We start from the raw sequence: 17,663 nt of genomic DNA, 5'->3' as shown, positions 1-17,663 counted from the left end.
CCTCACGGTCCGTCACCGGCGGCGCCGTCGCGCCCTGGCTGATCCGTGGGCGACCCCGTGGTCGGAAAACCACGTGATCCGGCCCGGCCACGGGAGTACCGTCGAGTGCTCCCGGACCTCCAGGAGGTGCCCGTGCCTGAGCCCGCTGCTCAGCCACTGCTGGCGTCGGCGTCCCGCGCCGTACGGAAACTGGAAGACCTCGGCGATCCACTGCCTGCCGACGTGACCGCCCGGCTGGCCAAGCCGGACGCCGACCCCGAGGCCCTGCTCCGGTCGTTCGTCCTTCTGGACGTGCGGATCGACGAGCTGGGCAATGCCGTGTGTACGCCGGGCGCCGCGCCGCCCCGGTTGGTGCAGCACGGGTGGCGCAGCTTCCTGGTGCGGGTGCGGAACCCGCATCGGTTCGAGGCCAGGCTGGTGTCGAACGCCAGCGGCGTGTTCGGCCTCATCGACCACGTCAGTCACTCCGCGCGGATCGCGTTGCACGACACGCTGACCGTCGTACCGCGGATCAAGGACGCGTGGCTGGATGCGAAGGTCGCCGAGCCGAGCGCGTTGTCCGGACTCGAGGTCGAGTACAAGGTGATCAGCCTGTACAGCCGCGAGGACGGCGTCCGGCCGGGTGGTCTGGGTGTGGTCATCGCGGACGAGCACAACCACCACAGCCTGAGCCGGTCGGCGGCCGGGATGGCGAACTTCCGGACGAACTTCGAGGACCGGGAGTACGGCGCTTCGTTCGACTTCGACTGTGCGACGGCAAGGGACGTCCAGCTCGACGTGCGCGAGCCGGACGGGCGCAGCTGCATGGCGTCGATCACGGTCCGCGACGCGCAGGGGCGCTCGTACCCGTCCAAGGCGATGCGGCTGGCGCCGGACATGTTCTTCCACGAGCACGTGTACCGGGCGACCGGTGAGGTGATCCGGCTGCCGGAGGGTCGCTACGAGATCACTGCGCTGCGTGGGCCGGAGTACCGGCCGGTGCGGATCGAGGCCGACGTCGACGCGGCGACCGACGTACTGGCGGTTCCGCTGGACCGGTGGGTCGACCCGGCGAGCCGTGGCTACTACTCGGGTGACCCGCACATCCATGCCGGGGGTTGCTCGCACTACAACGTCCCGAGTGAGGGCGTGACGCCGGAGACGATGATCAGGCACGTCCGCGGTGAGGGGCTGTGGCTCGGCAGCGTGCTCACCTGGGCGCCTTGCTACTACCACCAGAAGCAGTTCTTCAGCGGCAAGTCGATCAGCCCGCCGGCCGAGCTGGAGTATCCGGCGATGCAAGAGGCGCAGGGGATGACCTGGCGCCCGCAGCCGACGGACCGGGACGCCGAGAGCGTGCTGCGGTACGACCTGGAGGTCTCCGGGTTCCCGTCCAGCCACTCCGGTCACGTGATCCTGCTCGGCCTCACCGACCAGGACTATCCGGGGACCAAGGTGATCGAGGACTGGCCGTCGTGGAACCTGCCGGTCCTGGAGTGGGGGCACGCGCAGAACGCGCTCACCGGGTACGCGCACTGCGGCGTGGGGCTGGCGGTCGGCACGGACGAGCTGCCGAACTACATCATCCCCGGCTTCCACGGCATCGGGTCCAACGAGATCGTGGTCGACGTACCGCTGGGTGCTGCGGACTTCCAGTGCGGTGCGCAGTTCACGCCGGTGGCCGAGCTGAACATCTGGTACCACCTGCTCAACGTCGGCTACCGCACCCTGATGCTGGGGGAGACCGACTACCCGTGCATGTACGACGAAGGGCCGGGCGTCGGGCGTACGTACGTGCGACTGGACGAGCCGCCGCAGGGACCGCGGGCGCTGGAGACGTGGATCGAGGGCTTGCAGGGCGGTACATCGTACTTCGGTGATGGTCGGAGTCACGTCTTCGACCTGGCCGTCGACGGTCACGTGACGCGGGAGCACAGTGTGGCCGCGCCGGGACCGGTGCGGGTGAGCGCGACGGTCGCCGCCTGGCTGCCCGAGGAGCCGCCTCCGCCGGCGCCCGGGCGTCCGGTCTACAGCGCCCCGGTGGGCTGGCACCTGGAGCGGGCGCGGATCGGCACGACTCGGAACGTGCTTGTCGAGGTGGTCGTGAACGGTGTGCCGGTGGCGACGGAAGAGGTGGTTGCGGACGGCACCGAGCAGGCTGTGTCGTTCGACGTACCGCTGGAGCGCTCGTCCTGGGTCGCGATGCGGATCCTGCGCAGCGTGCACACCCAGCCGGTCTTCGTCGAGATTTCCGGCCGGCCGATCCGGGCCTCGCGACGGAGCGCCCAGTGGTTGCACGACTCCGTCGACGCGCTGTGGAAGGCGAAGTCCGGATTCATCAGGGACAGCGAACGGGCAGCGGCTCGGGAGGCGTACGACGCCGCCCAGGAGATCTACCGGGTCCGGCGGGACGAATGTGAGGTCGACTGATGATCCACCTCGGGTGCTGCGGGCCGGTCGAGACCGACGCGCCGCTCGCGATCACCATCAACCCCGAGGCCCGGGTGACCGTTGCGCGAACCGGCGCGCCACTGGGGGAGCCGACGCCTGGCGAGTGGCACACGATTCCCGTTGCCGTGGTCAACGAAGGCTTCGTGACCGGGCCGCTGAGCATCGAACCCGAGCCGGTGGACGGCGTCACCTGGGACCTGCTCGTGCAGGAGCTGACCGGGGAACGCCGCCAGGACACGTCGCTGCGCGTCCGCGTCGGCACACTCGCTGTGGTCGATGTGACCCTCACCTGCCGGGCGCTGTCCGCCCTTGGTGGACTGGCTACTCACAGCACCACCAGCTTCCTCCTTCGCCCTTTGCGTCGCCTTCTCTGAACAGAGCGAATACCGTTCTGTCTGGCACGCCTGCACCCGAGCCGCGCGAGGAGACCGATGAGCGCATCCCCGAACCTGGTCGGTCGGCGTCGCGAGTGCGCGGTGCTGGACGACTTGGTGGCGGCTCTGCGCGCTGGTGACTCCGCCGTCTGCGCGATCCGGGGCGACGCCGGCATCGGCAAGTCGGTGCTGCTGGACTACGTCGCCGCGAAGGCCTCGGGCATCACGGTCACGCGGTCGCAGGGCATCGAGGCCGACATGGAGCTGGCGTACGCGAGCCTGCACCAGCTGTGCGCGCCGTTCCTCGCCGTGGTCGACGGGCTACCGGGACCGCAGCGTGACGCGCTGAAGGTCGCGTTCGGGGAGGCTGCGGGTGACCCGCCGGACCGCTTCATGGTCGGCCTTGCTGTGCTGACCTTGCTCACTCGGGTCTCCGAGTCCGGGCCGGTGCTGGTCGTCGTCGACGACGCCCAGTGGCTGGACCAGGTTTCGCTGCAGACGCTGGAGTTCGTCGCCCGGCGGCTGCTGGCCGAGGCGGTCGCCATGGTGTTCGCCGTACGCGACCCCGAGGGGGAGTCGGCGCTGCTCGGGCTCCCGGAGCTGGTGATCGGCGGTCTGGACCGGATCGCGGCCGGCGAGCTGCTGGAGTCGGCGGTCGGTGGACGGCTGGAGGGGAGGGTCCGGGAACGGCTGGTGGCCGAGACCCGCGGCAACCCGCTGGCGTTGCTGGAGCTCTCCCGCGGACGTACGGCGGCCGAGCTGGCGTACGGCCTGGAGTCGGTCGACCCCGGGTCAGTGTCCAGCCGGGTGGAACAGGACTTCGCCCGCCGGCTGACCTCGCTCCCTGCGCAGACCCGGACGCTGCTTCTGATCGCGGCCGCCGAGCCGGTAGGCGATGCTCGGCTGCTGCTGCGGGCGGCCAACCTGCTGGGCATCTCTGCCGATGTCGCACCGGCCAAGGAGGCCGGCCTGATCGAGTTCGGCGAGTCCGTGCGGTTCCGGCATCCGCTCGCGCGGTCTGCCGTGTACCACGGGGCGGACCCCGCGGAACGCCGTACCGTCCACCGGGCGCTGGCGGCGGCCACTGACCCGGTGCTGGAACCGGACCGCCGGGCCTGGCACGCCGCGCAGGCGTCCGACGGGCCTGACGAAGAGGTGGCCGGCTGGCTGGAGCAGGCCGCCGACCGGGCCAGGCAGCGCGGTGGAGTGGCGGCCGAGTCCGTCCTGCTGGAGCGGTCTGCCGCCCTGACGCCGGACCCGTGGCAGCGCGGGCTCCGGGCACTGGCTGCGGCCGAGTCGCACTTCTCGGCCGCAGCACCGGATCGCGCCACCGAGCTGGCCTTCCTGGCCGACTCCTGTCCGCTCGGCCCGCTGGATCGAGCCCGCCTGATTCGGCTGCGGGCCCGCATGCTGTTCGCCCGCAGCCGGAGCGACGAGGCGGCGCCGTTGCTGTTGGACGCCGCGGCACGGTTCGCCGCGGAGGGCTCGCCGCTGGAGCGGGAGACGTACCTCGAGGCGATCAGTGCCACGGTCTTCGCGGGCCGCGTCCACGGGCCGGCGGGTGCCCGGGCTGCCGCGATCGCGGCCCGCGCAACCGGACCGGCGTCGAGCTCGGAGCCGTCGGACCTGTTGCTGGACGGAGTCTCCTCGCTGCTCGCGGACGACTTGGAGCGTGGGGTCCCGGCACTGCGCCGAGCCTTCGAGCCGTTCGCGCACGAGGAGCTCGTCGGGCGGGAGGCGACGATGCGCTGGCTCCTCCTGGTGCCGGTCGCTCTCGAGTCCTTCATCCACTACGGCTGGGACCTGCCGGCTTGGAACACGCTGGCCACCCGAGCGGTCCGGCTGGCTCGCGACATCGGCGCACTCGGTGTGCTGCCACCGGCGCTCATCTACGCGGGCGGCGTACACATCCATCACGGCGACTTCGCGGCCGCCACCCGGATGATCGAGGAGGCCGACACGATCGCCGCCGCGACCGGCCAGGCCCCGCACACCTACGCCGCACTCGTCCTGGCCGCGTGGCGCGGCGAGGAGGACGCTGCCGCCGGCATCATCGAGCAGGCCCGGGTGGCCGCGACACAGCATGGCGAGGTCTCGCTGCTCGGGGTCACCGGCTACGTCCAAGGCGTCATCTACAACGGCCTGACCCGCTACGACCAGGCCCTCGTCGCCGCGCGCGCCGGCATCGACCACGACGGCTTCAACTTCACCGGCCTGTCGCTGGTCGAGCACATCGAGGCCGCCGTCCAGTGCGACGAGCTCGCTCAGGCCGCGGAGTCCCTCGCCCGCTTGCTCGAGCTCACCCGCGCGGCGAACAGTGGCTGGGCCCGCGGCATCAGCGCCCGCAGCCAGGCCCTCCTCACCGACGGCAAGGAGGCCGACCGCCTCTACCAGACCGCCGTGGAGGAACTGAGCCGCGACCGGGTGATCGTCGAGGTGGCACGCACCCATCTGCTGTACGGCGAATGGCTCCGCAAGACCCGCCGCCGTACCGAGGCCCGCGACCAGCTCCGCCTCGCCCACCAGATGTTCGACGGCATGCGAGCCACCGCCTTCGCCGAACGAGCCCGCCGCGAGCTCCTGGCTGCCGGCGTCCACGTCCGCACCAGCACCACCGAACCCACCACCAGCCTCACCCCCCAGGAAGCCCAGATCGCCGCCCTCGCAGCCGCCGGCATGACGAACCCCAAGATCGGCGCCGAGCTCTTCCTCAGCCCCCACACCGTCGAATGGCACCTCCGCAAGGTCTACACCAAGCTGGAGATAACCTCCCGCCGCCAACTTCCCGCCGCCCTGGCCACCTCCGCCTGACCCTGGGCGGTCCGGGGTCAGGCTGGGGTCAAGCTGGGATCAGGCTGAGCGCACGGGCCCGTCGTACGGCCTCGTTCCGCCGCGAGACGGCAAGCTTGCGCAGGATGTTACGGATGTGCGTCCGGACGGTGTTGACCGACACGAACATCTCCAGCGCGATCTCCTCGGTGGTCAGCAGTTCGGACAGGTGACCGAGCACCTCGGTCTCCTTCGCCGTGAGCGGTTCGATGTGCAGCTCGAGGTGTGGCAGGTCGGCCCCCGGAATGGTCCGGACGGCGAGCGTCCTGCGGCGGTCACCGATGACGGGGCCGAGCCAGCCGTTCTGCTCGGCCAGCTCGGTGCCGGCCGCAAGCAGCTGCCGGACGGCGGCCGGAGCCTCGAGGAACGGTCGGCGCAGCTCCTCCGGCTCGGCGAGCTGGAGCGCGTGGGTCAGCGCGGCCCTCGCCCGTCCGGGCTGCGCCCGGTGCAGTTCGTAGGCGGCCTCCAGCAGTCGTGCGCCCACTGTGGCCTGCAGCGGCGATTCATTGCCTTGAGCAAGGATGGCGGACACCGAGGCAGCGACGCCGGTCCAGTTCCGCCGCTGCAGGTGTGCGTGACCGAGCACGAGGGCGCCGACGGCGTCGCCGGGGCTGCCCAACTGCTCGATCAGCCGGGCCGCCGCGTCGGGCTCGCCTTGGACGACCTTCAGCATGGCTGCTTCGAGCTGCAGTGGGTGCGCGGGCCAGCCGGCGTTGACGCCCGGCTGATCAGCAGCTGCCTCGACGAGGGCGATCGCCTCGTGGACCCCGCCGCGGGCTTGCAGGAGGCGCGCCTGCACGATGGCGGACTGTGCCTGCAGGACAGGTTCGTCGCACACTTCGTCCGAACGCATCGCCGCTCTGATGTGCTCCTGGCCGGCCCGCAGGTCGTCGCGTTCGATACTCACCCTGGCCAGGGCGATCTCGGCCGCCGGCGGGGGACCGCCGGCCGGCAGACCCGCCCGTTCGGCGAGCGCCACCGACTGTGTGGCCCACTCGTGAGCGCCACGCAGAGCGCCCTGGCAGGAGTCGATGAGGGCGAGGTAGCCGAGGCACGCCGCGGCCAGACCCTCGTAGCCCGGAGCCTCCGCGCCCACCGCCGCCGCCAGGGCGGTGCGTGCCTGGGCGATCTCGCCGTCGTACAGGAGGCATCTCGTCTTGATCGCCTGGACCAGCAAGGTGAGCTCAGGGTGGGCAGCGGCCTTCTCCCGGTGCCTGATCAACTCCTGCTCGGCCCGATCGGCCAGCATCCCGGTCCGTGGGTCGTCGACCAGGCACGAGTGCACGGTCTGGACGATGCCGGCCGCCAGTTCGACGGCGTGGTCGTGGTCCGCCTCCGGGACCAGCGACGCGCCGACGCGCTCCAGCTCATTGGCGCAGCGGGCGGTGTCGCGGTCGGTCAGGGCCAGCGCGGCCCGGACCACCCCCGCGGCCGGATCGTCGATGTCTGACGGCATCTTCCGGAGGTCGCGGTCGAGTCCGCCGCTGTCCTTGCCCAGCAGGACCTCGCCGATGGCCAGACCGTCGACGACGTACGCCGACGCGTCGCTCCACGCATCAGCCGCTGCGGCGACACCGACGGCGGACTCGAGGAATCCCTGCCGGGCGTACCAGTCCCCGGCCTTCTTGTGCAGCTCCCGCCGTAGCCTCGGTGACTCGTGCGCGAGCTCGGCGCGGAGCAGGTCACGCAAGAGCGGGTGGTAGCGGTACCAGCCGGGATGATCGGGCAGCGGTTCGACCAGAACGTTGCCGGCGGCGAGCGACGCGAGGATGCGCCCGGCCGAGGGACCGCCCAGCTCCTCGATCAGGCCGGGCTGGAGCACGTCCACGACACTGGTGCGCAGCAGCAGCGACCGCACTGTGGGGGACTGCGTCCGGAGCACCTCGGCCGTCAGGTAGTCGGCGATGTTGCCGTTGTCCCCGGCGAGCTGAGCCACGGCCGCATCCGGATCGTCGCTGGACTCCAGGCACATACTCGCGAAGCGCAGGCCGACCACCCAGCCTCTGGTTCGCCGGGTCAGTGCGGCGATCGAGTCGCTGCTCATGCTGACGCCCGACAGTTGCACGAGTCGGGCCGTCTCCTCCTCGGTGAAGGCGAGATCCGCCATCCGCACCTCGGTGATGAGGTCGGCCAGGCGGTACCGGTGCAGCGGGAGCACGGGGTCGACCCGGGTCAGGATCAGGACGTGCAGGCGCTGGTCACTGTGCCGCAACAGGAAGTCGAGGTCGCTCGAATCCTCGGCGGACGCATTCTCGTAGCCGTCCAGGACGAGCGTCACCGGATGCGCCTGGCGGGCCAGCACGGTGGCCAGTTCGGTGAGCATCAGGGAGTGTGCGGCGGCGCTGTCGTCCCGCGCTCCCGGCAGGACCAGGCCCTGCCGGCGGAGGGCCTCGAGGACCTGCGGCCAGAACCTCGGAGCGGGAACATCCTGCTCCTCGAAGGTCAGCCACGCCGTGCTGTGCCCGGCCACCGCGCGCTGCGCTGCCCAGGCGGCGACGAGCGATGTCTTTCCGCTGCCGGCCGGCGCGCTGACCAGGGTCAACGGCAGCTCGGAGCCACGGTCCAAACGTTTGCTCAGTCTCGGGCGCTCGACGTACCGTCGTGGAGGTCTCGGGATCGCGAACCGGACGGCCAGGATGGGATCGATGGACCCGTCACCCTCGGTCACCACGGACTGCCCCGTTGCGTTGATGCCCCCCATGAGCCATACCGTGACCCGGCCGAGGTCCGATGACATCACCCTGTGCGGGTGATAGCAGTGCGATCTCGCGTACGATATGCGGTGGAGAGGCTGGTCGTGGGGGCAACGACACAGGCCGAGTACTTCGTCGCGGGGGCGATGGACTCCGGGCACTCGGGACCGGCGACGACAGCACCCGCCATCCGACGTGCACAGCAGCGGACTTCGGCACCCGGGGGCGGCGGTCCACAGGGGTCGGGGATATGTCACCTGCTGAAGCTCAGCCGCCTCGTCTCGGTGTCTCCGAGGCGTCGGACCTCCATTTGCTGGCCACGAAGCTGGCGCGGCCGCGCGTCCCGTCGACGTACGTCGAGCGCGCGCGGATCGGCCGTTTGCTGGACGACGGCACGCGGCGCCCGTTGACGGTGGTGAGCGCCGGCGCCGGCTGGGGAAAGACGTTGGCGACGGCCTCGTGGGCTGCGTCGGCAGCTGCCGACCGGCCGGTGGCCTGGCTCTCCCTCGACGAGAGCGACAACCATCCGCGCTCGTTCTGGTCCTACTTCGTGGCCGCGATCCGCAGCGCCGCCGAGATCCCGCGCGGCAACCCGCTGGCGGGTCTCGCGCCGGGACTCGGCGACGCGGACGAGAACCTCCGCCGGCTCGTCGCCGGGCTGACGCGGCTGCCGGATCCCGTCGTCGTCGTTCTCGACGACTTCCAGCTGGTAGGAGAACCGGCGGTCCTGGGTGCCGTTGCCGAGTTGCTGCGGCATCCGCCGTCGCAGTTGCGACTGGTGCTGCTGACGAGGGCGGACCCCACGCTGCCGCTGCGCCGCCTCGAGCTCAAGGACGAGCTGGCCGAGATTCGGTCCACCGACCTCGCCTTCGATGTTCCCGAGGCGCTGGCGCTGCTCGCCGCAGCCGGTGTCGTGGTCGATCCGGACGGAGCCCGGCTGCTGGTGGATCGCACCGAGGGATGGCCGGTCGGGCTGCGGTTGGCCGCCTACTTCCTCAAGGGCGGTGAACCAGGCCGGACCCCGGCGGACTTCGCCGGCGACGACCAAGCGGTGACCGACTACCTCCTCGAGGAGGTAGTCGCGAGCCAGCCACCCGAGCTCCGGCGGTTCCTGCTGCGGACCTCGGTCGCCGACCGGCTGAGCGGCGGACTCGCGCAGGTGCTGACCGGCGATCCTCGCGGCCAGCGCTTCCTGGAGATGCTCGAGCGGTCGAACGCCTTCGTGGTCGGTCTCGGCTCGGACCGGCAGTGGTACCGGTACCACCCGCTGCTCCGGGAGATGCTGCGTCACCAACTGACGATCGACGAGCCGGAGATCCTGCCCGACCTGCGACGGCGGGCCGCGCTCTGGTTCGCGGCGAACGACCAGCCGGTCGAGGCGTTGCGGCACACTGCGGAGGCGGCTGACTGGTCCTTGCTCGGCCGGCTGTTCGTCACGCAGGCCGCGCCGCTGATGGTCTCGGCCGAGCGCTCCGGGGTCGCCGCCCAACTGGCCCGGATCCCCGTCGGCCGACTTGCGGAATCCCCGGAGCTGGCCGTGTGCGCCGCGGCGCTGCGGATGCACGCCGGCCGTTTCCAGGACATGCAGCCGCACCTCGACCGGGCGCAGGCGCAGCTGGACCGGGCGAGCCCGGAGTCGAGGATCGGCACCTCTGTCGCCGTCCGCCTGTTCTCGGCAGCGGTCACGCGATCCCATGGCGACATCGACGCCTTGCTGGCGACCTCGTCGGCGGCGCTCGAGGAGGCGTCCGGGCCGGTTGCTTCGCTGCCGGCGGCCGACCAGTACCGCGCCGTCGCCCTGAGCAACCTGGGGACCGGTCTGTTGTGGTCCGGCAACTTCGACGAGGCCGAGGCGCGCCTGCGGGAGGGACTCGGGATCGCGACCGCGACCGGGCTGGACGCGTCCCGGATCAACATTCTGGCGCACCTGGGACTCGCCGCCGCGGTCTCGGGCCGGCTCAGGCAGGGCTTCGGGTACGCCGCCAAGGCCGTCGAACTCGTCGATGCCCGCGGCTGGGAGCCGCTCGCGCAGGCGGCCACCGGATACCTGGCGCTGTCGATGATCCACCTGCAGTGGAACAACGTCGACGAGGCGCAGAGTCTGCTCTTCCGGGCCAAGGAGGCTGCGAGCCTCGACCTTGCCGCCGCGTGCGCGGTGGGCCTGACCCAGGCTCGCCTGCATGCGTCGCTCGGCCGCGTGGAGGCCGCGCGTGAGCAGATGGCTCGGGTGCGGGACGAGATCGGGCACTGGCGGCCCCCGGCCTTCCTCGCACGGTGGCAGACGATCACCGAGGCCGAGATCGAGCTCGCCGCCGATGACCCGAAGGCGGCGATCGCCAGGTTCGGTACGCCGGCAGACCGGCAGCCGCCCTTCGCCCGTGAGCAGGCCTGCCTGGCCGAAGCGTTCCTCGCCTGCGGTGAAGCGCAGCGGGCCGAGGAGGTCCTCGCTCCGCTGCGGGACCGGACGACCGACCGCACCGCCGCGGTGGAGATCTGGCTGCTGACGGCGCTGGCGGCCGACAGCCTGCGCGCGAACAACCGTGCCGTCGAGGCCCTCGGCCGCGCGGTGGAGATCGCCCGGCGGGAGGGCGTCCGAAGGCCGTTCCTCGTCATGGATCCCGACCGGATGCCGCGCCTGCTGACCCAGGTCGAGCAGCTGGATCCCGATACCTCCGGCTTCGTGGACGAACTTCTCGCGGACCTGGGCATGGTCAGGTCACCCAGCGCCCTGGCCGATGCGCCGGCCGAACCGCTGACCGACCGCGAGCTGACCGTCCTGCGGTACCTGCCGACGATGATGACCAACGTGGAGATCGCGGCCGAGCTCTTCGTGTCGGTGAACACCGTGAAAGTGCACCTCAAGCGGATCTTCCGGAAGCTCGGCGTGGCCAGCCGGCGGGACGCCGTACACCGGGCTCGCGCGCTGGGGCTACTGACCAGATGAGTCGCCGCGGTGCCCGATGACCCAGGTCTCGGCTTCGTGCAGCGCCCGCCCGGTCGATTCCCCGACCAGTTCGGTGGCCTCGAAGACGGTGACCGGTCCGGACACGTCCACTCGGTCGGTACGGCGCAGGAGCTCGGCAAGGATGTGGTCCACGCCGCTGAGGTACAACCGGCCGTCGATCGCCTGCAGGGCGGCGGCGTAGTCGGCCACGACCTTGACGAACGTCGCGCCGACTGAGGTGCGGCCGCGAAGCCGGAGGACGACAGCGGGCGCCTCGGCGCCTGCCGGATCAGGCAACCGGGTGGCCAGGGTCCGGGAGCCGGCGTAGAGCAGGCTGCCGTACACGTCGAGCACGGTCGTCTGATGGCTGGGCAACTGCTCCGGGGCCGGATGCTCGGTCCACCGGCCGTCGCCGGCGGGCTTCAGTTCGACGACCTTGAGGTCCATCGCACCCTGGTTGAGCTGGAGCACCAGCGACAGCGTCACGCCGATCCCGACGGCGGTGGCGACCGGAAGGAACAGCGTCGCGACGAACGTCGCGACGATCGCGATCTGTGACGTCGGTCCGGTGCGCAGGATCGTCCTCAGCTCACCTGGCCGGAGCGAACCGGCGGCCGCGAAGATGAGGACCGCCGCCAGGGTCGGCATGGCGACGGCTCCGATCACCTCGGAGAAGGCCGCGAGGATCACCAGCATCCACAGTCCCGAACAGATCGCCGCCCACCTGCTGCGGCCGCCGACTGCCTGGTTCAGCGCCGTCCGGCCGACGGAACCGCCCACCGGCTGGCCGCGGAAGAGGCCGGCCGCGAGGTTGCCGACACCCTGGGCGATGAAGTCCCGGTCGGGGTTCGAGACGGTTCCGTCGCGATTGGGCGCGGCCTCGGCGACCCCACTGCCCTGGACGAGGACGATGGCGGCGACGGCCAGCGCCCCGGTGACCAGCGGCAGCGACAGGACGCCGAGATCCGGCAGTTGCGGCGCCGGGATGCCGCGCGGAATGTCCCCGGCGTCCTCCACCCGGGCCACCGAATCGGCGCCGGCGATGATCACCACCGCGGTCGGGACCGCGAGCGCGACCAGCGCGCCCACCGATGCCAGCCGGGTCCGGGACAGGCCGACCAGGATGCCGAGTGTCGCGAGACCCGCGAGCAGCGAGGCGACGTCGATCCGCGCCGGATGGAGTACGACGTCCGCCGCTTTCGCCAGCGCGAAGTCGCCACTGGCCTGCACGCCGGTGAGGTCGGGGATCTGGCCGAAGAAGATGTTGACCGAGATGCCGGTCAGGAAGCCGATCATGACCGAGTGCGAGACGAACCGCGTGTACCGCCCCAGCTTGGCGACGCCCGCCAGGATCATCACCACACCGGTCATGATCGTCAGCAGGAACAGGGCGTCCGGCCGGTCCGCCGGGTCCACGTCTTCCAGCGCCGACCCGGCCGCCAGAGCTGCCGCCGTGGTCGTCGAGATCACCATCAGCCGGGTGCTCGACAGCAGCCCTCCGGCGACCGGACCGGCGAAGCTCGCGTACAGGCCGTGGATGGGGTTCACGCCGACGAGTACCGCTGCTGCCATTCCGTCCGGCACACCGCTGATCGCGCCCGGCAGCCCGGCGACCGCGTCCGCGCGCAGGTCGCGACGTGCCGGTCGCATCGACCGCAGCCATCCGGGCACTTGAGGTGCGCCCTACCGGCCGGCTACTTCGCGGGTCCGGGGACGGCCGCCTCTCCCGGCGACAGCGGGGAGCCGGTCGTCGACCTGCCCGCGCCGACCAGAACCTGCAGGACGGCCAGCAAGCCGGCAACGAGGACGAGCGACCAGAACAGCCGCGAGAGTGAGACATCGTTGCCCCAGAGCAGTACGACGACGCCCAGCAGGGCGACCGCCACGCGCAACCACCGGGCGTTGGGCGCGACCCATCGGCCCGCGTCGCCGACCGGGCTGCCGGTCAGGGCGCCGCCGATGCGCTCCAGGCCGCCGCTGACGCCAGTGCGCACCGCGGTCCCGTACCTGTTGGAACCGGCGAACCAGCCGACGGCGACCAGGATCAGTCCCAGCCAGAGGAACACCTGGCGACCGCGCTCGAGGTAGGCAAGCAGCGTGTCGTAGAAGACAGCGCTTGCGACACCGAACGACGTACCCGCCAAGGCGTCGATGAACAGTTGCCGGCCGACGGACAGCGCCAGCGCCAGCAGCAGCGCGTTCGCTGCCAGCACCGCCCCGATGACCACCGTCGTTCGCGCGCGATTGCGGGAGAGTACGAGTGCGATGAGGTAGAGCCCCGCCACTGCCACGAGCAGCCACTGGGCCAGCGGGTTCGCGAACGCGTAGATGGTCTTGATCTGCCTCAGCTGCGGTGCGTCCATCAACACGATCTGTTTGTCGACGTCGGGGATCGGGATGTTCTGCACGATCGTGAGTCCCCGGTCGACGAGGCGTTGCTTGACCCGTTCGATGACCTCGGAGACGTCGAGGACGATCTGGTCGTCCTGGAGCCGGATGGCGCCCGACTGGTCACCGGCCAGCACGCGCTGGAGGGCCTGTTGAGCCCGGGTGTTGACGGCGGTCCAGAGGTCGGCGAACTCGTCCGAGGCGAGGAACTCGCGGACCTGGCGGTCGATCAGGCTGTTGATCGCGGCGGCCAGCGGCCCGACCAGCCGCTGCAGCCGGGGCCGGTCGGTGACGACGCCGGCGAACACCTCGTTGAGCATCGCCTCGATGTCGACCTGCTGCTCGATCGCGGTGGTGACCTTCGTCGCGATGGCGTCCTGCACCTCGGGTGAGTTCACCAGCGGGCCGACGGTGTTCACGTAGCGGGTGGTGTCGTTCAGGGTGCGTTGTCCCCAGTACGCGACCGCTGCGGGTGTCGTCAGCAACGCCGCCAGGAACAAACAGATGATCACCGCGGCCGAACGTCCTCTGGACGGCCGCTCGGCGGGCGGCGCCTGGGCGGGCGCGCTGCGCTCCGGACCGGGCAGCGTGGGGTCTGGACCGGACATGCTGCTCACGCCTGGACACCTCCTGGATAGCCGGCCCGCTGCCGGCGCTGCAGCGCGCCGGAAACCCAGTGCACGACGTCGAGAAGACCGGCGAAGGCCACCCAGAACCAATCGGACCCGGTCAGGCCGCCGTCGGTGTAGAGAATGACGTACATCAGCGTCGCGAAGGGCAGGAAGACGATCCCGAGGAGCGGCCAGATCCACGAGTCGAACGCGGCGTCGACCAGCCTGGGGCGCGCCACCCACACGATGAACAGCGCAAAGCGCGGGAAGACCCCGGCAAGCAGGATGAAGAAGCACCCCATGTCGATCCTCCTCGCGCACAGCCGGACATCGTCGATCTGGATCGTTGCGCGGGCGTCGACGGCGAGCATCATCCGGGCGGGGTGAACTCGGCGGCGCGCCTCGTCCGCCCGGGGTGAGGCGTTCCGCCGGAGCCGGCGGCACCGTGACAACGACCGGTCCGGCGGACCGGTCGCCCGATGGAGAGGAGAGACCCATGGGATCCGACGACAACGCTCCCGTCGTCCTGTACATCGCCGCCTACGCGGATGCGGAGGCAGCGCGAGGTGACTGGGACGCCATCAAACAAGCTGCTTCCGACGATCTGGTCAAGGTCGAGGGGCTCGTCCTCGTCAGCCGCGGGGCCGACGGCAAGATCACGGTCGACGACGACTTCCACACGGCCCGCAGAGGCGCAGCCCTGGGGGCCGTCGGTGGTGCGCTGATCGGTCTCATCTTCCCACCCAGCCTGCTGGCGGGCGCGCTGGTCGGGGCGGGCGCCGGACTGGGCATCGGTGGCCTCAAGTCCCACCGGGAGAAGGCGGCGATCGAGGCCGACGTCGAGGACACCTTGCCGGCGAACAGTTCGGGCATCGTCGCGCTGTTCGAGGCAACGTGGGTCACGAAGGCCGACAAGGCGCTGGCGCACGCGGACAAGCTCACCAAGCACGAGGTCGACGCAGACAGTGTGGAGGACGTCAAGAAGGCCGCCCAGTAGCGCCGAGCGCAACGCCCGGCTCCGGGCCTCATCCGCTTGGGGTGAGGCGCACGCGCGGGACGGGAGACAGCATCCAGAGACAGGGCCGCCGCCGATTCCGGCGGCGGCCGATGCAACGGGAGGAGATGCCAAAGATGACTGCGCAACGGGGCGGGGCGGCCATGGCCGGCTTCGTCGTGTTCGCCGGCGTGATGCTGGTCATAACAGGACTGGTCAACGTCTTCCAGGGACTCGTTGCTCTGTTCGACGACGAGCGATTGGTGATCACGCCGGACAAGCTGATCTTCGTGGACGTGACCGGGTGGGGATGGTTCCTGCTGATCTCCGGCCTGATCCTGCTGGCCGTCGGCGGCGGACTGCTGCTGGCGCAGACGTGGGCCAGGATCACGGCGATCGTGGTCGTGTGCCTGCACGCCGTGCTCCAGATCCTGTCGCTCGGCGCTTACCCGGTCTGGTCGCTGCTGATGGTCGCGCTGGACATCGTGGTGCTGTACGCGCTGACCGCCCGTTGGTCCGACGTCCGCGACCGGATCGGCAGGCACGGCAGCATGGACGGCGTGGCCTGGAACGGCCAGGAGGAGGAGGCCAAGCCCGCGGCGTCGGAGCAACGTGTTCCTCCGATGAGCTGACTGGAGGTTACCCGGGGGCTCCCTGCCGGGAGCCCCCGTCGTCTGCCTCCCGATGCGGATCGCGCCAGTTCGCACCGGTCTGTTGCCGGTACTGCGCGACCGCGTCGTCGAGCGTCGGGAGGAAGTGCGCCGGATCGATCGTGCGGGTGAGCTCGTACCGCTCGATCTTCGCCCGCACCGGATCCTTCATCTCCGCGAAGACCAGGGACACACCGCGGGCGTTCAGCCACGAGTCCAGTTCCTGCAGCATGTCGGACGCGGTGGTGTCGACGTCGGTGATCGGCTCTGCGGCCACGATGATCCAGGTGAGCTCGGGCTGGTCCTCGGCGATCTCCCGCACCTTGTCACTGAACATCCGCGCGTTCGCGAAGATCAGCGGTGCGTCGAAGCGGTAGACGACCAGCCCGGGCAGCAATTGGGCGTCGGGGTAGCTCTCGGTGTCGTGCAGGCCCGCGATCCCGTCCACCCGGCCGAGCTCGGCCGCGTGCGGCCACCAGACGCGGCGGAAGACGTTCAGGATCGACAGAGCCACGGCGATGAGGATGCCGGGCAGCACTCCCAGGAAGGCCACTCCGAGGAGCGCGATGACGGACAGTGCGAACTCGGTACGGCGCTGGTGCCACAGCCGGCGCGTACCGGCGATGTCGGCCAGCGACAGCGCGGCCGCGATGACGATCGCGCCCAGCGTCGGCTGGGGCACGTACTGCATCAGTGAGGTGGCGAAGACCAGCACCACGGTGATCATCCCGGCGCCGACGATGCCGGTCACCTGGGACCGGGACCCGGCCTGCTCGGCCACGGCGGTGCGGGACCCGCTGGTGCTGACCGGGAAGCCCTGGAACAACCCGGCCGCGATGTTGGCGGCGCCGATGCCGACCATCTCCTGGTTGCCGCGCACCCGATCGCCTTTGCGCGCGGCGAACGCCGAGGCCGTGGACATCGTGTCGGCGAGCGCGACGACGGCGATGGCGAACGCCCCGGCAAGCAGCGTCGGCAGGTCGCTCCAGCTCACCGCCGGGATCGTGAAGGGCGGGAAACCCTGGGGGAGCACCCCGACCGTGTCGACGTCCTGATCCTCCAGGTCGAGCGCGTTGACCAGCACAGCGGCCACCACCACGACGATCAGGACGCTCGGCAGTTTGGGCAGCAGCCGATTCAGCAGCAGGATGCCGGCGAGCGAGCCGATCCCGAGGATCGCGGCCGTCGCGTTCGCCGCGCCGTCCGCCAGCCCCGTGAAGAAGTCGCGCGTCTCGGCCACCAGCCCTTCGGCGTCGACCGAGAAGCCGAACAGCTTGTCCAGCTGACCGATGACGATGGTCAGCGCGAGCCCGTTCATGTAGCCGATCTGGGTCGGCTTGGACAACAGATCCGCCACGAACCCGAACCTGGCCACTCCGGCGACCGTCATCACCACACCGACCATCACGGCCAGCATCGACGCCAGCGCGACGGCGCGCGCGGGATCGCCGTTGGCGAGCAGGAGTGGCGCGATCGTTGCCGCGATCATCGGTCCCAGGGACGAGTCGGGCCCGAGCACCAGCACCCTGGACGGCCCGAAGACCGCGTAGCCGAGCAGGCACAGGATCGAGGTGTAGAGCCCGGTGACCGGTGGCAGGCCGGCCAGTTCGGCGTACGCCATCCCCTGGGGCACCAGCAGTGCCGAGAGCACGAGGCCGGCGACGACGTCCCGCGGCAGCCAGGTCCGCTGGTACGACCTGGCCATTCCCACACCGGGCACGTACTCCTGCCACCAAGGCTGTTTCACGTC

The 17,663-nt window shown here is 70.7% G+C and carries 11 protein-coding genes; 6 read left to right on the top strand and 5 right to left on the bottom strand.

The annotated features are described in order from the left end of the window. Positions 1–132: 132 nt before the first annotated feature. Genes ACWCOV_RS00745 through ACWCOV_RS00735 form a run of 3 tightly spaced genes read left to right on the top strand, consistent with a single transcriptional unit; the run spans position 133 to position 5,615 of the window. Positions 133–2,409, top strand: coding sequence for a CehA/McbA family metallohydrolase (locus ACWCOV_RS00745; RefSeq protein ID WP_449827102.1), 2,277 nt, complete (start codon positions 133–135; stop codon positions 2,407–2,409). Then, entirely contained in the window at positions 2,409–2,804 is a 396-nt protein-coding gene (locus ACWCOV_RS00740) for a hypothetical protein (RefSeq protein ID WP_449827101.1), read from the top strand. The genes ACWCOV_RS00745 and ACWCOV_RS00740 overlap by 1 nt, the downstream gene beginning before the upstream one ends. Before the next feature lie 57 nt (positions 2,805–2,861). Then, on the top strand, positions 2,862–5,615 hold the full coding sequence (locus ACWCOV_RS00735) for a helix-turn-helix transcriptional regulator (RefSeq protein ID WP_449827100.1): 2,754 nt from the start codon (positions 2,862–2,864) through the stop codon (positions 5,613–5,615). Positions 5,616–5,643: 28 nt separating this feature from the next. Here ACWCOV_RS00735 and ACWCOV_RS00730 read toward each other — a convergent pair whose 3' ends face one another. Continuing rightward, on the bottom strand, positions 5,644–8,334 hold the full coding sequence (locus ACWCOV_RS00730) for a LuxR C-terminal-related transcriptional regulator (protein ID WP_449827099.1): 2,691 nt from the start codon (positions 8,332–8,334) through the stop codon (positions 5,644–5,646). 242 nt (positions 8,335–8,576) lie between these two features. Between ACWCOV_RS00730 and ACWCOV_RS00725 the strand changes: the two genes are divergently transcribed. After that, positions 8,577–11,270 (top strand): LuxR C-terminal-related transcriptional regulator, encoded by a 2,694-nt coding sequence (locus ACWCOV_RS00725; protein ID WP_449827098.1) that lies wholly within the window; start codon positions 8,577–8,579, stop codon positions 11,268–11,270. On the opposite strand, the gene ACWCOV_RS00720 is transcribed toward ACWCOV_RS00725, so the two are convergent. From ACWCOV_RS00720 to ACWCOV_RS00710, 3 genes are read right to left on the bottom strand one after another with little or no spacing between them, the layout of a single operon-like run. Then, positions 11,256–12,920, bottom strand: coding sequence for a SulP family inorganic anion transporter (locus tag ACWCOV_RS00720; RefSeq protein ID WP_449827097.1), 1,665 nt, complete (start codon positions 12,918–12,920; stop codon positions 11,256–11,258). The genes ACWCOV_RS00725 and ACWCOV_RS00720 overlap by 15 nt on opposite strands. A 44-nt stretch (positions 12,921–12,964) precedes the next feature. Further along, a complete protein-coding gene (locus tag ACWCOV_RS00715) occupies positions 12,965–14,275 on the bottom strand; it encodes a hypothetical protein (protein ID WP_449827096.1) in 1,311 nt (436 codons plus the stop codon). Further along, positions 14,272–14,643: a hypothetical protein gene (locus ACWCOV_RS00710; RefSeq protein WP_449827095.1), complete on the bottom strand. Its 372-nt coding sequence runs from the start codon at positions 14,641–14,643 to the stop codon at positions 14,272–14,274. The genes ACWCOV_RS00715 and ACWCOV_RS00710 overlap by 4 nt, the downstream gene beginning before the upstream one ends. A gap of 122 nt (positions 14,644–14,765) precedes the next feature. On the opposite strand from ACWCOV_RS00710, the gene ACWCOV_RS00705 reads away from it, so the two are divergent. Together ACWCOV_RS00705 and ACWCOV_RS00700 are read left to right on the top strand one after the other, a co-directional pair. Continuing rightward, positions 14,766–15,266 (top strand): DUF1269 domain-containing protein, encoded by a 501-nt coding sequence (locus tag ACWCOV_RS00705; protein WP_449827094.1) that lies wholly within the window; start codon positions 14,766–14,768, stop codon positions 15,264–15,266. Positions 15,267–15,400: 134 nt separating this feature from the next. Continuing rightward, entirely contained in the window at positions 15,401–15,895 is a 495-nt protein-coding gene (locus ACWCOV_RS00700; RefSeq protein WP_449827093.1) for a DUF7144 family membrane protein, read from the top strand. A 7-nt stretch (positions 15,896–15,902) separates the two neighbouring features. Here the strand turns inward: ACWCOV_RS00700 and ACWCOV_RS00695 are convergent, their stop codons facing one another. Further along, positions 15,903–17,660 carry a SulP family inorganic anion transporter gene (locus tag ACWCOV_RS00695; RefSeq protein WP_449827092.1) on the bottom strand — a complete coding sequence of 586 codons (1,758 nt, stop codon included), beginning with the start codon at positions 17,658–17,660 and terminating at the stop codon, positions 15,903–15,905. Positions 17,661–17,663 lie beyond the last annotated feature (3 nt).

This window comes from Kribbella sp. NPDC002412 (assembly GCF_053592935.1).
This window is presented reverse-complemented; position numbering and strand designations above follow the sequence as displayed.